General features: G+C 70.0%; 15 protein-coding genes. 11 read left to right on the top strand and 4 right to left on the bottom strand.

The window, feature by feature from the left end:
* The first annotated feature begins 253 nt into the window (after window positions 1-253).
* The 4 genes from NCCP_RS10480 (at window position 254) to NCCP_RS10465 (ending at window position 4638) form a co-directional block, all read left to right on the top strand.
* On the top strand, window positions 254-982 hold the full coding sequence (locus NCCP_RS10480) for a TY-Chap2 family putative peptide chaperone (protein WP_149957205.1): 729 nt from the start codon (window positions 254-256) through the stop codon (window positions 980-982).
* Window positions 983-1211: 229 nt separating this feature from the next.
* The gene (locus NCCP_RS15455) at window positions 1212-3065 is read left to right on the top strand and encodes a hypothetical protein (RefSeq protein ID WP_149957203.1); all 1854 of its coding nucleotides are present in this window, start codon (window positions 1212-1214) and stop codon (window positions 3063-3065) included.
* Between the two features lie 163 nt (window positions 3066-3228).
* Window positions 3229-3504, top strand: coding sequence for a hypothetical protein (locus NCCP_RS10470; protein ID WP_149957201.1), 276 nt, complete (start codon window positions 3229-3231; stop codon window positions 3502-3504).
* Between the two features lie 132 nt (window positions 3505-3636).
* Window positions 3637-4638 (top strand): NAD(P)/FAD-dependent oxidoreductase, encoded by a 1002-nt coding sequence (locus NCCP_RS10465; protein WP_149957198.1) that lies wholly within the window; start codon window positions 3637-3639, stop codon window positions 4636-4638.
* A gap of 89 nt (window positions 4639-4727) precedes the next feature.
* Here the strand turns inward: NCCP_RS10465 and NCCP_RS10460 are convergent, their stop codons facing one another.
* Complete coding sequence (locus NCCP_RS10460) at window positions 4728-5486, bottom strand: FadR/GntR family transcriptional regulator (RefSeq protein WP_149957196.1); 759 nt, start codon at window positions 5484-5486, stop codon at window positions 4728-4730.
* A 99-nt stretch (window positions 5487-5585) separates the two neighbouring features.
* On the opposite strand from NCCP_RS10460, the gene NCCP_RS10455 reads away from it, so the two are divergent.
* The 6 genes from NCCP_RS10455 to NCCP_RS10430 all read left to right on the top strand — a co-directional run bounded on the left by NCCP_RS10455 (window position 5586) and on the right by NCCP_RS10430 (window position 10816).
* The gene (locus tag NCCP_RS10455) at window positions 5586-6464 is read left to right on the top strand and encodes a carbon-nitrogen hydrolase family protein (RefSeq protein WP_149957194.1); all 879 of its coding nucleotides are present in this window, start codon (window positions 5586-5588) and stop codon (window positions 6462-6464) included.
* Window positions 6465-6475: 11 nt separating this feature from the next.
* Entirely contained in the window at window positions 6476-7819 is a 1344-nt protein-coding gene (locus NCCP_RS10450) for an APC family permease (RefSeq protein WP_149957192.1), read from the top strand.
* Between the two features lie 61 nt (window positions 7820-7880).
* On the top strand, window positions 7881-8663 hold the full coding sequence (locus NCCP_RS10445; RefSeq protein WP_149957190.1) for a carbon-nitrogen hydrolase family protein: 783 nt from the start codon (window positions 7881-7883) through the stop codon (window positions 8661-8663).
* Window positions 8664-8876: 213 nt separating this feature from the next.
* Window positions 8877-9893 (top strand): intradiol ring-cleavage dioxygenase, encoded by a 1017-nt coding sequence (locus NCCP_RS10440; protein WP_225873788.1) that lies wholly within the window; start codon window positions 8877-8879, stop codon window positions 9891-9893.
* 76 nt (window positions 9894-9969) lie between these two features.
* A complete protein-coding gene (locus tag NCCP_RS10435; protein WP_149957187.1) occupies window positions 9970-10302 on the top strand; it encodes an ArsR/SmtB family transcription factor in 333 nt (110 codons plus the stop codon).
* Between the two features lie 16 nt (window positions 10303-10318).
* Entirely contained in the window at window positions 10319-10816 is a 498-nt protein-coding gene (locus tag NCCP_RS10430) for an SRPBCC family protein (RefSeq protein ID WP_149957186.1), read from the top strand.
* 107 nt (window positions 10817-10923) lie between these two features.
* On the opposite strand, the gene NCCP_RS10425 is transcribed toward NCCP_RS10430, so the two are convergent.
* From NCCP_RS10425 to NCCP_RS10415, 3 genes are read right to left on the bottom strand one after another with little or no spacing between them, the layout of a single operon-like run.
* Window positions 10924-11622: a vWA domain-containing protein gene (locus tag NCCP_RS10425; RefSeq protein WP_216364703.1), complete on the bottom strand. Its 699-nt coding sequence runs from the start codon at window positions 11620-11622 to the stop codon at window positions 10924-10926.
* Entirely contained in the window at window positions 11619-12002 is a 384-nt protein-coding gene (locus NCCP_RS10420) for a hypothetical protein (RefSeq protein WP_149957184.1), read from the bottom strand. The genes NCCP_RS10425 and NCCP_RS10420 overlap by 4 nt, the downstream gene beginning before the upstream one ends.
* Before the next feature lie 49 nt (window positions 12003-12051).
* Entirely contained in the window at window positions 12052-12324 is a 273-nt protein-coding gene (locus tag NCCP_RS10415; protein ID WP_149957182.1) for a hypothetical protein, read from the bottom strand.
* 243 nt (window positions 12325-12567) lie between these two features.
* Between NCCP_RS10415 and NCCP_RS10410 the strand changes: the two genes are divergently transcribed.
* Window positions 12568-14343, top strand: a complete 1776-nt coding sequence (locus NCCP_RS10410) for a hypothetical protein (RefSeq protein WP_149957181.1) — start codon at window positions 12568-12570, stop codon at window positions 14341-14343.
* The last annotated feature ends 94 nt before the right edge of the window (window positions 14344-14437 follow it).

Raw genomic sequence — 14437 nt, 5'->3', positions numbered from 1 at the left:
ACCGGGGCGCTATCCAGCATCGCCCGCATTCGCCGCATTCGCCGCATTCTGGCCGCAGGGCTGGCGGCCCTGGCCCTCACCGGCGCGGCCGGCGGACTGGCCGCGACTCCGGCATAGGCCGCACCGGCCTCCACCTGGGACCAGGTGGCGAAGCTGGGCCTGCGCGGATAACTCAGCACAGATAACCAGCCGCGTCGGGGCGGCGCACCGCCCCGGTGTAGTGATTTGGCCCTGCCGGGCGGAAAATGGCCGCATGACGCCCTGGATGGTTGACGGCAAAAGGTTCGATTTTCGCCTCATCAACGCACGGAGTTGGTGGATCGCCACGGAACTGTGCAGGCGCCACCCCCAGTTGGCGATCATCGAGCGGCATCCCCCGGACGGTCCACACGACTCCCTGGCCCTCTTCGACGAGTCGGCGGGACGCACGCTCGTCGACCTCAATCGGGCCGGGAGCCTGGGGGTCAACCTTCCCGGCGACGGCAAGGACGGTGGGGATGGCGCGCTGGGGTTCGGGTGGGCGGAGGTGTTCTCGACGGAACCGTTGCGGACGGTGACGCGCTTGGAGTCCGACGCCGGCCTCGCCGCCCCGCGCAAGCGCCTGGCAACCACCGGCCATCTCCTCAGCTACCGGTTGATCACCATACTGGTGGAGGCCAGCGCCAACGGGGCGCAGCCATGGGAGGTGCGCTCCGCCTACATCGACGCCCCCGGGGAAGACCGTGGCCCCAGCCGGCACCTCTTCGAGGAATTCCCTGGCGCGGCGGAGCAGCGCGAGCGCATCGGAGAGGTTCCCTCCGGGGACCCCGCCCGCGGGTTCTGGGCGTTCCGGCGGCGGGACCAGGTCGAGTTCATGATCGACCACTGGGCAACGCTCTACCGGCGCGAGCGCGATCCCATGGAATTGGAGCCGGCCTTCCGGGACGCCGGCCGCAACGTGTGGAAACTCATTGCCCACGTCTTTGCCGACGAATTGGAATGAGGGTCCGCCGGGGACCGGCCCGCGCCCTTGAGGCTTGAAGGTCGACGCTTGAAGGTCCTCCCGCCCGCTTCCCAAAACCCGTCCGGCACGTCGCGCGCCCGCGTGGGGCACAATACGGAGAACGGGGTTTCGGGGGACGCAGCCGCGCTGGTGCGCCGGCCGTGACCACTTGTGCGGGTTTGACGCTAAACGGCCGCCGCGGAATGCGGCAGGGGAAGGCGCGGATGCCATGGGGGTGACGATGTGGCAGGGGAGCGGACGGGAGCTGGCCGACCTGGTCATGTCCCCGCGGGACAAGCCCCTGGTGATCGTCTCCCGCGTGCCCGGCAGCGGCGAACTGCACTTGGACACTGCGCGCATTGAGGAAGAGGTGGGCGATTGGGCCGACGTCGTCCTGGTCCGCAACGGGACGCCGACCCGCGAGCTGCAGCGGCACCTTCCGGAGAACTGGCAGGTGTTCGGCAACGCGGCGCGGGTCTATCCGCGGCCGGTGGACGGGCTGGCCCCCGGGCCGGGCCGCTACTTCATGGCCCGGGACCCGCGGGAAGTGGAGCGGCGCACGCGGGAGCTGATCGATGAGGTGCTCGCCCTTCCCGGGCCGGCCGCCGCCGAAGCCGGCCCCGCGCAGCCCGTCGCGCCGGCGCGGGTGGAAAAAGCCGGCACCGTCAAGGGATTCTTCGCCGAGGGAGCCTGCGCCTGGGTGGAACTGGACGACGGCGGCATGGCCCAGATTGCGCAGCCGGACGTGGTTCCGGGGGTGCGGCTGGATTGGCTGCTCTCCCCGAAACAAGAGGTCCAGGGCCTGTTCGATGCCGAACGGCACACGCTGGACATTGCCGGCTCCGTGCTTCGGCCGCGGCTGCTGGAGGCCTACACCTGGGGCCAGGTGGTGTTGTGCCTGGTGCTCACCGCCAGTGTGGACCGGGCGGTGCTCAGTCCGCTTCCGGGGGAGGAGATCGAGGTCCTGCGGGCCGACGTGTCCTCCAATGAGCTGGACGGGGTCGATTCCCTGCTCGCGCCCGGCCAGGTGGTCGCGGCCCGGCTGGTGCTGGAGGCGGGCAGGCGGCGGCTGCGGCTGGTGGATGTGGACGATGACGATCCGGTGGCCCCGGCGCCGGTGCTGGTGCGCGGCGGGCTGCCGTGGCTGGTGGAGGGCCGGGACCTGCTGCCGCCCGCGGGAGAGGAGTCCGACGCCGGAGAGGAAGCCGCGGTGCGTGCTCCGGAGGCCGCAGCCGTCCCGGCCCAGGGGAAAGGAACGCCCCCGGCAGGCGCGGCCATGACTGGTGCCCCCGTCCCGCCCCCCGCCCCCGCCCAGGCCGCGGATGCTTCAGGCGGACCCGCCCTGCCCGGACCTGCCGGAGGGCCCCTCCCGCCCGATGCCGCCGCTGCCGGGAATCCGGCCTCCGATGCCAAGGCCCGCGGCGGGGCGGCCCTGACCGAGGCCCTGCTGAAGGTGGCCGAATTGAAGGCGAGGGTGGAGCGGGCCGAAGCCGCCGCCGTCGTACTCCAGGACGCGGCCGCCCGGGCCGGGCAGGCGGAGGCGGAGCTGGCGCGGGAACGGGCGGAGGCCGCCCGGCTGCGGATGGAGAACCTGCGGATCTCCGAGCAGCGCAACAAGGCGCAGAAGCTGGCCCGCAAGGGCGCGAAGTCCGCGGAAGCCAGGCCGGCCCGGGAGCTGTTTTCCACCGGCGAGGAGGCGTTGCGGCACGAGGTGTACCTGGCGTGGGTCGAGCGGATCCCGGCCCTCGAGAAGGCGGACCGGCCGCTGCGGCAATACGGGGTGGGGGCCGGGTTCGCCAAGGCGTACTTCGCGCAGCCGCCGGACATCCGGCACAAAGCGGCCAAGGCGCTGGTGGACCTCCTCACCGCGGAACCGGGGCAGGCAGTTCCACGCCAGGTGCACGAGTGGCGCACCGGACGCGGCGGGCACAACCCGCCCCATACCCGCGACGACGGGGCCGTGGGCTTCCGGATGTACGTGGAGGAGAACACCCCGGGGGCAAGGCGCCTGCACTTCTGGAAGCTGCCCGACGGCGGAATCGAGCTCCATGACGTGGGGGTGCACGACAAGGACCTGGCGTAGGGCGTGGGGCCGCGTGCCCGCGGGGCCCCGCCCTGCCGGGGCAACCCTTTTCGCCATAATTCCAGGCCGGTTGCCACAACCCCCTGTACAGTATCTCCAAGCAGTGGATGTGGTGGCCTGGATCACAGCCGGGCCACCCGGATACAGAAGCAGGGGAAGGACGATGAGCCACCTACTCGCCGAGGCCCTGGATGTGGTTGACGCCACCGACGCCTACGACTCAAGCAACGAGGCCCGCGGGCGGCGCGCCCATGCCCGCGTGCTGGCCATGATCGAGCTGGCGGAAGCGACCGCCAGGCTGCACCGGGAACAGCGCATCGCGAATCTCCTCCAGCTGGCGCAGCTGGACACGAAGGATTCGCGGTGGGCACTTAAGGAAGCCCGCCGGCTGCTGGCAGCGGACGGCGGGCTGTTGGGCAACGTCAACGACGCCGCCTGAGGACCGGCGGGTTCCAAAAGCGGCTTCCACGAGCGTATTCCACGAGCGGTGCCGCCGGTGCACGCTCTCCGCGACCTGCCCGGCGTGGACGGTCACCATCCGCCCCTACCTACGCCCCAGCAGGAGGATCCCATGACCACCACCCACCACGATGTCCTGATCATCGGCGGGGGAGCGGCCGGCCTCAGCGCCGCCACTACCCTGGCCCGCTCGCTGCGCGACGTGCTGGTGGTCGACGCCGGCGAACCGCGCAACGCCCCGGCCCACTCGGCCCACAACCTGCTGGGCCGCGAGGGCGTCAATCCGCTCGAACTGCTCACCGCCGGCCGCGCGGAGGCCGAGTCCTACGGCGCCCGCATCCTCCAGGACCGGGCCGTCTCCGTCCGCCGTGAAGACGGCGGATTCGCCGTCGAACTGGGTTCGGCCAACACCGCCACCGCCCGCCGCCTGCTGCTTGCCACCGGCCTGGTGGACGAACTCCCCGACGTTCCCGGCCTGCGCGAGCACTGGGGCAGGAGGGTGCTGCACTGCCCGTACTGCCACGGGTGGGAGGTCCGCGGGCGGAAGATCGGGGTGCTCGCCACCACCCCCATGGCCATGCACCAGGCCCTGCTCTTCCGCCAGCTCAGCGACCGCGTCACCGTCCTGCTGCACCAGCTGCCCGGCTTCGAACCGGAGGAGGCCGCGCAGCTGGAGGCAATCGGCGTGCGGACCGTGCCCGGCCGGGTGGTGGGCGTGGAGTCCCTGGATGCTGCCGGATCGGTGCAGGGTACGGCGCCGGACGCCGGGCCGGGCACGGGTGCCGCCGCGGAGGCGGGGCTGGGGGTGGTCCTGGAGGACGGGACGCGCGTGGACGTGGATGCGCTTGCCGTGGGTCCGCGGATGGTCGCCCGCGCGGAACTGTACGAACAGCTCGGCGGCACGCTGTCCGAGCAGCCGATGGGCCGTTTCATCGAGACCGGTCCCATGGGGCGGACCCCGCTCGAGGGCGTGTGGGCGGCGGGCAACGCGAACGACCTCTCCGCCATGGTCTCCGTCGCCGGCGGGGCCGGAACCATGGCCGCCGCGGCAATCAACGCCGACCTGGCCGAGGAGGACGCCCGCGCGGCAGCAGCCCGCGCCGCCGCGGTCTGACGGCCCGGGGCCCCAGCGTGGGGCCGTCCCCGGATAGGGCGGTGTTCCCTGCGCTTCGCAGCTTTATCCCGCAGCTTTATCCCACTGCTCTACTCCGGGGCGGAAGTCCCGCCGGCCAGCCCCATGAACATTGTCCGGTGCAGCACGTCCACGTGCCGGCGGGACACCTCCACCGCCGCGGCCACGTCACCGGCCTGCAGGGAAGCTACCAGCGCAATGTGGTCCTGGTTGGACTGGTGCAGCAGCGCGATCGGATAGGGGATGAAGTAGGCGTAGAGCTCCGTGAGGGTCTCGTTGTACGCCTCCACCGCAGTACCCAGCCCGGAGGCCGCGGCAACCAGCCGGTGGAACCGCTCGTCCGCCTGGTGGTAGTCGGACCAGTTGGTGGACGCGGCCATCTCCGCGGTGAGGCGCCCCAGCTCCTCCAGCTGCTCCGCGGTGGCGTTCACCGCGGCATAGTGCGTGACCGCGCATTCGAACAGCAGGCGGCGGTCCACCAGCCGGTGCGCCGCCTGGGATTCGGCCGGCGAGGCGGCCAGCTCCTGCAGCACCCGGTGCGGGGGCTCGTCCGCGACGAACGTTCCGCCTCCCCGTCCCCGCCGCCGCACCACCACGCCCTGCTCGGCCAGGGAGGCCAGCGCGCGGCGGGCGGTGATCGGGCTCACCGACAGGCCCAAGGCGACCTCCTGCTGGTCCGGCAGGCGTTCCCCGGGCTTGAGCAGTCCCAGGGAGATGGCCAGGCCGATGCGCAGCTTTACGGCATCGATGGCGCTGCGGCGGTCGTAACCGGCCAGCGCTGCGGAATCGATGGCCGGCACTCCTGCGCCGGGGGCGGGACGGGTGCTCATGCCTTCCACTTTACGGGCCCGGAAAACGCCTGCTTCCATAATTAGTTCATTATGATCTAATATGGCGAAAGCCACACCCGCCCAGCTTGGAGAGAGCCCGTGCCACGCACCCTTCCCCTTGTCGCCGTCCAGGCGCCGCCGCGCCTGATCGGCGAACCGATCTCCGCCTTCGCCGCCGAGGTCCGCGCCGCCGTCGAGCACCACCCCGAAGCCCGGCTGGTGGTCTTCCCGGAACTGCACCTGTTCGGCGACGGCAGTCCGGACCTCCAGCGGACCGAGGCGCTGCAGGAATCGGCCGAACCCTTGGACGGCCCGCGGGTCAGCCGGCTGCGGGAGCTGGCCGCGGAACTGGGCGTCTGGCTGGTCCCGGGCAGCGTCTGCGAGCGCGGACCGCAGGGCCAGCTGTTCAACACCGCGCTGGTGTTCTCTCCCGAGGGGGAGCTCGCCGGCCACTACCGCAAGATCTTCCCCTGGCGCCCGCACGAGCCCTACGATCCCGGCAGCCGCTTCACCACCGTGGACCTGGACGGGATCGGCCGGGTGGGCCTGAACATCTGCTATGACGCCTGGTTCCCCGAGGTGACCCGCCAGCTGGCCTGGATGGGTGCGGAGGTGATCCTCAACGTGGTCAAGACCACCACCCCGGACCGGCGGCAGGAACTGGTGCTGGCCCGGGCGAACGCGATCGTGAACCAGGTGTTCATGGTCAGCGTGAACTGCGCCGGCCCCACCGGGCAGGGCCGCAGCCTGATCGTCGATCCGGAAGGCAACACCCTTGCCGAGGCCGGGGACGACGCCCCGGCGCGGCTGGCCGCTGACCTGGACCTCGGCGCCGTCGAACGCGTCCGCACGCACGGAACCGAAAACGTCAACCGCCCGTGGTCCCAGTTCCACGCCGGCGAGCCCGCCATCGAACTGCCCATCTACCAAGGCCGGATCGACCCGGCCACCTGGACCCCGCAGTCCACCAACCGCTAAGGAACCCACCGGTGACAACGCAACCCACACTTGCACCCACGCTGAAGCTGCCCTCGCTGGTCCTGTTCGGGCTGGCCTACCTCACCCCGCTGATCGTCCTGGGGATCTTCGGCGTCATTGCCGAGGCCACCGGGGGAGCCTCCCCGTCCGCCTACCTGGTGGCCCTGGTGGCGATGCTGTTCACCGCGCACAGCTACGGGCGCATGGCCGCGGCCTACCCGGTGGCCGGATCCGCCTACACCTACGTGCGCAAGTCCATCGACCCGCGCGCGGGCTTCCTGGTGGGGTGGGCGATCCTGCTGGACTACCTGTTCCTGCCCATGGTGATCTGGCTGATCGGCGGCTCCTACCTCAGCGCCCAGTTCCCGGGCGTGCCCATCGCGGCGTGGATCGTGGGGTTCATCCTGGTCACCACCGCCCTGAACATCCTGGGCATCAAGGTCGCGGACAAGGCCAACTTCCTCCTGATGGCGTTCCAGCTGCTGGTGATCGTATTGTTCGTGGCGCTGTCCATCGGCAGCGTCGTCTCCGCCTCCGGGGCCGGCGGCCTGGCCAGCACCGAGCCGTTCTTCAACGCCACCTCCAGCTTCGGCACCATCACCGCCGGCGCGGCCATCGCCGCCTACTCCTTCCTGGGGTTCGACGCCGTCACCACCCTCACCGAGGAGACCGTCGAGCCGCGCAGGAACATGCCCCGGGCCATCATGCTGATCGCCCTGATCGGCGGCGGAATCTTCATTGCGGTCTCCTACGTGACGCAGCTGGTCCACCCGGGCGGGGTGTTCGAGGACTCCGCCTCGGCGGCCAGCGCCATCGCCCTGCAGATCGGCGGACAGCTCTTCGGCGCCATCTTCCTGGCGGGCCTGGTGGTGGCGCAGTTCGCCTCCGGCCTGGCCGCGCAGGCCAGCGCCTCCCGGCTGCTCTATGCGATGGGCCGCGACGCGGTGCTGCCCAAGGCGGTGTTCGGCCGGCTGGATCCGCGGTTCCGCACTCCGGTGGTGAACCTGGCGGTCACCGGGGCGGTGGGCCTGATCGCGATCTTCCTGGACGTGGCCACCTCCACCTCCTTCATCAACTTCGGCGCCTTCACCGCGTTCACCCTGGTCAACCTCTCGGTGGTCTTCCACTTCGTGCGCCAGCGCCGGGAGGGGAACCGGCTGAACCCGGTCAGCTACGTGGCGGTGCCGGCGGTCGGGGCAATTGTCTGCGCCTACCTGCTGTCCCGGCTGGACGGCCACGCGATTACGCTGGGACTGTGCTGGCTTGCCGCGGGCGTCCTGCTGCTGGCCACGATCACCCGGGGCTTCAAGGCGGCGCCGCCGGAGATGGCCGCCACCGAAAAGGTTGCGGCCTAGGCGTCCGGACAGGCGCGGAAGGGGGCTGGGGCCGTGGGGATTGAGCTGTGAGGATTAAGCCGTGAGGATTGCGCTGGGGCAGCTGGAATCGGGGACGGACATCCAGGCCAACCTCGCGGCGATCGAGCGCTTCAGCGCGCAGGCCGCCCGCGACGGCGCACAGCTGGTGGCCTTCCCGGAGTACGCCAGCTATGAGAAGAAGGTGGTGGACGCCTCCTTCCCCGCGGTGGCCGAGCCCCTGGACGGTCCCGTGGGCACCGCCCTGGCCGGCATCGCGCGCCGGCACGGGGTGGCGCTGGTGGCCGGCGTCGTCGAGGCCTCCGGGGACCCGGAGCGCGCCTACAACACGCTGGCCGCGTTCGGGCCCGACGGCGCCCTGCTGGCCCGCTACCGGAAGATCCACCTCTTCGACGCCCAGGGGATCGGGGAATCCCGGTTCATCAAGCCCGCGCCCTCGGCGGAACCGGTGGTGTTCGGTTTCGGCGGCGTGAACTTTGGCCTGATGACCTGCTACGACCTGCGCTTCCCGGAGCTGGCCCGGGCGCTGTCCGACGCCGGGGCCGACGTGCTGCTGGCGTGCTCCTCCTGGGTGCCGGGCGAGCACAAGACCCGGCAGTGGATTGCCCTGGCCCAGGCCCGGGCCATCGAGAATGGGCTCTACGTGGCCGGTGCCTGCCAGGCCCCGCCGGTCTCGGTGGGGCACAGCCTGCTGGTGGACCCGATGGGCGCGGTGCTCACGGAGCTGGGGCTGGAACCCTCCGTGGCCGCCGCGGACGTTTCGCTGGAACGGATCGCCGAGGTGCGCCGGCAGTTCCCCATGTTCCGCCAGCGGCGGCTGGGGTAGGGCGGGAGCCTCAACAGCTCCCCGATGGCGGCTCGGGTTGCCACAGCGGGGCCTGCCCCCTGCCACAGCGATCCCATAGGGACCCCTCCTAGGCTGGGACCAACCCGGCAAACAGGAGGAACGGTGTTCCCGAAAGACGTACCCACATTAGACATGCCCACAGAAGACGTACCGCCAAGGCCCGTACCCCCAAGGCCCGTGCCTTCAAGGGGCGTGCCTTCAAGAGGCGCGGACCGCACGCCTGCCGCGGACTCACCCGCACCCGGCACCCACTACCAGGGCCGGCCCCTGCCCCGCCCGGACGAGGACCTCGAAGACCAGGGGCTCGGCTTTGACGTCGAGACCCTGCTGCGCCGCCGCAACGTGCTGAAGGCCTTCGGGATCGGGGCCATGGCCTTTGGCCTGGCCGCGTGCGGGACCGGACAGACGCCGTCGTCCTCCACCGCGGGCGCCTCCGGCACCTCGGCCGGGGAGATCCCGGACGAGACCGCCGGGCCCTACCCGGGGGATGGCTCCAATGGGCCCGACGTGCTGGAGCAAAGCGGGATCGTGCGCCGCGACATCCGCTCCAGCTTCGGGGATTCCTCCGGCACCGCCGGGGGCGTCCCGATGGAGCTGGAACTGACCATCACGGACCTGGCCAACGGCGGGGCGCCCTTCGCCGGGGTCGCGGTGTACGTGTGGCACTGCGACGCCGGCGGGAACTACTCGCTGTACTCCTCCGGCGTGGAGGACCAGAACTACCTGCGCGGGGTGCAGATCGCCGATGCCGCCGGCAAGGTGCGCTTCACCAGCATCTTCCCGGCCTGCTATCCCGGGCGCTGGCCGCACATCCACTTTGAGGTCTACCCGGACCAGGCCTCCATCGCCGATTCGGCGAACGCGATCGCCACCTCGCAGGTCGCGCTTCCGGAGGAGGCCTGCACCGCGGTCTACGCGACCGCCGGCTACGAGTCCTCGGTGCGCAGCCTCGCGGGCGTCACCCTGGCCAGCGACAACATCTTCGGGGACGACGGCGGCGCGAGCCAGCTCGGAACCCTCACCGGGAACGTGGAGAAGGGGTACGCGGTGGCGCTGGCCGTGGGCGTGGACACCGGCACCGCGCCCACCGGTGGCGGCATGTTCGGGGGAGGTGGCAGGCCCGGCGGGGTGTCTGGAGGGATGCCCGGCGGGGTGGCCGGCGGCGTCTCAGGCGGAACCGGTCCCGGGGTGCCGGTTACTAACGCCTGACCCCGGGCTCGTGCGGGCCGGAAGGACCCCGCACACCCCTTGCGGGGTCCTTCCGGCCGCGCTAACCTACAACCAAATGGTTGTATATGAGCTGAGTGACGCCGACGTTGACCGCATCTTCCAGGCACTGGCCGATGCGACCCGCCGCGACATCATCAAACAGGCGATGCTGCGGGAACAGTCGGTTTCGGAGCTGGCACGGCGCTATGCCATGAGTTTCGCCGCGGTGCAGAAACACGTGGCGGTGCTGGAGCGGGCTTCGCTGGTGATCAAGGAGCGGCGCGGGCGGGAGCAGGTGGTGCATCCCAACCCGGAGGCGCTCCGCAGGGCGGCGCGGCTGCTGGACGCCTATGAGGACGTCTGGCGCGGCCGGGCCGATCGTATTGGAGAGATCCTCTCGGGACCATAGAAGAAGGGGAAGCGCCATGACCGTTGTCAGCAGCAACAAGGACCTGGAGAACCTGACGCTCACGTTCGTGACCGAGTTCGACGCGACCGTGGAGCGCGTGTGGCAGGTGTGGGAGGACCCGCGCCAGCTGGAGCGCTGGTGGGGGCCGCCGACGTATCCGGCGACCTTCGAACGGTACGAGTTCGTGCCCGGCGGCAGCTGCCGCTACTACATGACCGGCCCGGACGGGGAGACGCCCCGCGGCTGGTGGACCATCACCGACGTCCAGGCCCCGCACCGGCTGGAATTCCAGGACGGGTTCGCCGGCGAGGACGGCGAGCCGAGTGGCTTCCTGGGGACCTCCACGTGCGTAGTGACCCTGGAAGAGACCGGCGGGGGCACCCGCATGACCTTGGTGTCCACCTTTGAAAGCCTCGACCAAATGGAGGAGATGCTCAAGATGGGCATGGAGGAGGGCATGGGCCAGGCCCTCGGGCAGATTGACGGGATCTTGGCCGGGCAGGGCGTCCGGTAGGGGTGCATTCCGAGCAAACGGTTCGGTGGGGCGTCGGCATCTGAGCCGGCGCCCCACCTTTTCGGCTGGACCCTGAAGGCTTGGGCCGTCCGCCTATCCCCGCAGGGCTAGCGTGGATTGGCCGGCTTGCCGCCCTTGCCCCGGCGTCGTGGCGACTCGGACATGGCTGCCTCACGGTGAGCCTCGGAGTAGGTGGCCGCACCGCGGGCGGCGTCGATATCCATGCCCTGTGCGCGGGCGGTGCGCAGCGCATGGACGGAGTCGCTCATGGCCACCATGGCGTCGCCGACGCGGTCCGGGGCGTAGGTCATGGAGCGTTCCCGGGCAATGCCCAGGCCGGCCCCGACCTCGATGGCGTCCTGGTTGGCGCCCAAGTAAAGGAACGTCCAGCCGTCCTTCTCTTCCTGGCGTTCGATCAGCGCCCTGGCGGCGGCGTGGGTGACCTCCCGGGAGGCGTTCTCATGCCCGTCGGTGATGATGCCGAACACCACGGTGTCGGGGCGCTCCGCGGCCGGCTTGGCCTGGATGCGGGCCCGGGTTTCGGCGATGGAGCGGCCAATTGAATCCAACAGGGCGGTGGTTCCGCGCGGGACCAGGACCAGGGGTCCGACCTCGGGCAGGGGCTTTTCGACGTAGACCTCGGTGAACTTGTCATCGAACTGGTACAGGGAGACGGTGCCGTCCGGGTCGCTCCGGCGCTGCTCATCGATGAAGGCGTTGAATCCACCGGCCATGTCGTCGGCGATGGAAGCCATCGATCCTGAACGGTCCAGCAGCATCACGATGTCGGTACGGGTCTTGCTCACGGTGTTCCCCCTCTGGTGGGCCGGCGCTTCTGGAAGCGCGGCGGGTTGGTTGAAGCCGGTGGCGTGCGGTCGAGTTCGGCGTCGTACCTGGCCCTTTCGAGCGAGGAAGCGACGACCTTGCCGTCCGGATTGGAGTACGCCTGCAGCGGTTCGGTGCGCGCCAGTCGGGGCGGCACCGCGTTTGGCGACAGGCCCGCCCGGAGTGCGACGGCGCGGATGGAGGCTCCGTCCAGGGTGGCCCGGGCCATCGACTCGTTCAGTGCCTCATCCACGAGTTCCCGGACCTCGCCCAGGACCTCCACCTGATCCAGCGCGGATTCGGGCAGGTTGTCCAGCAGGGCCATGGCCCGGGCAATGCGTTGGTGCGACGTGTTGCTCATGGATTGAGTATGAGCAAAAACTGCGTATGTGTAAAGAGTGCGCATTTGGTCAAGGATGTTGAACACTCAAGCCGGCTCCACGGCGGCGCTTGGCGCGCTGGCAGTGCTCGATCACCCTGCGGGCCTCAGAGGAGTACAGCGAATCGAGGGACAGGAGGGGCCGTCCCAGGATCTTGACGAGCACGTCCAAGAGCTCTTCCCGGCTGGTGCTCCCAAACACCCGCAGCTCCTGAAGCATCTCCCTTTTCTCGGCCTTCGTAGCCGGATGCATGGGCCGTCCCAGCGGCTTGTAGTCAGAGATGATTTCCCAATGGTCGGACATGGTCCCCCTGCTTTCTGCCGTCCCCACGGCGGTTCCCCTGCCGAACTGTGTGGTCCGGCACCTGCAGTCCATCAACCGGTACCGACAGTTTGGCGGGCCGGTGCCGGTGGGGTGGCCGAACTGCCCCCGCCCGGTCGCGTCTCTGTGCGTCCAGGGGCGTATCCAAACTGTCAGATGGGCCACGGACACTGGTGGCCTAAGGGGACAGGCGGGCACTTGGGGTGCCTGCGAGAGGGGGACGACATGGGTGTGACGGTGTGGGAGCGCAGCGGTGGGGAACTGGCGGAGCTGGTGCTGTCCGGGAGGGAACGCCACCTGGTGGTGGTCTCCCGGAAGCTGGGGGAGGAGCCGCTGCATTTCGATGCGGCCTATGTTGCGGGTGAAGTCGGGGACTGGGCCGACGTCGTCGTCATCGAGAACGGGCAGATGACAGAGGATTTCGCGGACGGACTGCCGCTGACTTGGGAGGTTTGGGGCAACGCGGCCCGCGCCTACCGGTATGCGGAAACCGGCGGACAGCGCGGGACGCCGACCAAGTACTTCACTCCGCGATTCCCGCGGGACCTGCCCCGGATGACCGAGGATCTTATCGATCTGGTGCTTCGCCTGCCCATGCCCAAGGGTGGAGCGCCTGCGGCCGTTACGGGCCCGCTGCCGGTCGTTCCGCAGCGCCGCAGCGGCACGGTGACGGGGTTCATCGGTGAGGGCGAACGCGCCTGGGTGGAACTCGAGGACGGGAGCAGGGCCCATATCCGGCAGGCAGACGTTGTGCCGGGGGCTCGACTGGACTGGCTGCTGGCGAAGGGGCAACCGGTCGCGGGGCTCCTGGACCCCGACACGCGCGTCCTGGACATCTCCGCTTCCGTCAGCCGGCCCCGGCTGGCGAAGGCTTACACGTGGGGCCAGGTGGTGCTGTGTCTGGTCGAGTCCGCCGAAGCGGACCGGGCCGTACTGTCCCCCTTGCCCGGGGAATCCCTAACGATCGGGCGGGCCGAGATCAGCTCCAACGACCTCGACGACGTGGACTCGCTGCTGTCGCCCGGGCAGGTGGTGCCCGCGCGCCTGGTCCAAAACAAGGGCCTGAAGCGCCTGGTTCTTGTAGACGTGGATGACGACGAGCCCGTCGTCCCCTGCCCAGCGTTCGTTGAGGGTGGACTGCCGTGGCTGGAGCTGGGCCGCGATCTCTTGCCGCCGGAGGAGGACGACGGCAGGTTCTTGCCTTCCGGCAGTGCGGCGGTTGAAAGTGCAGCGGTGCCAGTGACTGGGGGCGGAACATCCGCGGCCCCCTCAGGGCCTGCCGAAACGGTGGATCCGGGCCGGGCGCTGCGGACGGCGCTGCTGGAAATCGATTCCCTGAAGGCGCAGCTGAGGGCGGCCGGTGGTACCTCGGGCGTGGGCATCCCCAATCCCGCCAGGACGGAGGTTGCGGAGCCCGGCGAGGACTGGGCGGTGCTGGAACAGGAGCTGCTGGACCAGCTCCGCCAACTGACCGAGGAGAACACCCGGCTGCAGAAAGCCAATCGGCAGTTGACGAAGCAGCGCAACGATGCCCAGGAGCGGGCCCGCAAAGCGGTACGTTCCAGGCCCGCTGCGGAACGCAGCGCGCTGGAACTGTTTGGAACCGTGGAGGAAGCTCTGCGCCATGAGGTGCATTCGGCGTGGGTGGGCCGGATTTCGCCGGCGGAGAAGGCCGATCTTCCGCTGGCTTCCTACCGGGTGGGACCGAAGTTCGTCGAATCCTATTTCGCGCAGCCGGCCGAGGTGCGCTCCAAGGCGGCGAAGGCGCTCGTTGACCTGCTGGTCGGACGGGCCGGGTACGTCAACGGCCGGGAAGTCCATCCGTTGCGGACAGGCCTGGGCGGGAACAACCCGCAGCAGGCCCGGGAAGACGGCGCCCTGTGTTTCCGGATGGCGGTGGAAAACAACGTGCCCTCGGCGCGCAGGGTCCATTTCTGGAAGCTGCCTGACGGGGACATTGAGCTGCATGAGGTGGTCCTGCACGACCGGTACGACGTGTAAGGCATGCAACTGTAGGCAAATACAGATCGGGGGATGTTGTGGTTGATGGTGTGGTGGCTGGTGCCGCGGCTTTGGGCGGGGCCGGAACTTCGAT

It is taken from the genome of Zafaria cholistanensis, assembly GCF_008580665.1.
Classification (GTDB): Bacteria; Actinomycetota; Actinomycetes; order Actinomycetales; family Micrococcaceae; genus Zafaria; species Zafaria cholistanensis.
The sequence above is the reverse complement of the archived record's forward strand: the minus strand, read 5'-3'. Positions and strand labels throughout refer to the sequence as shown.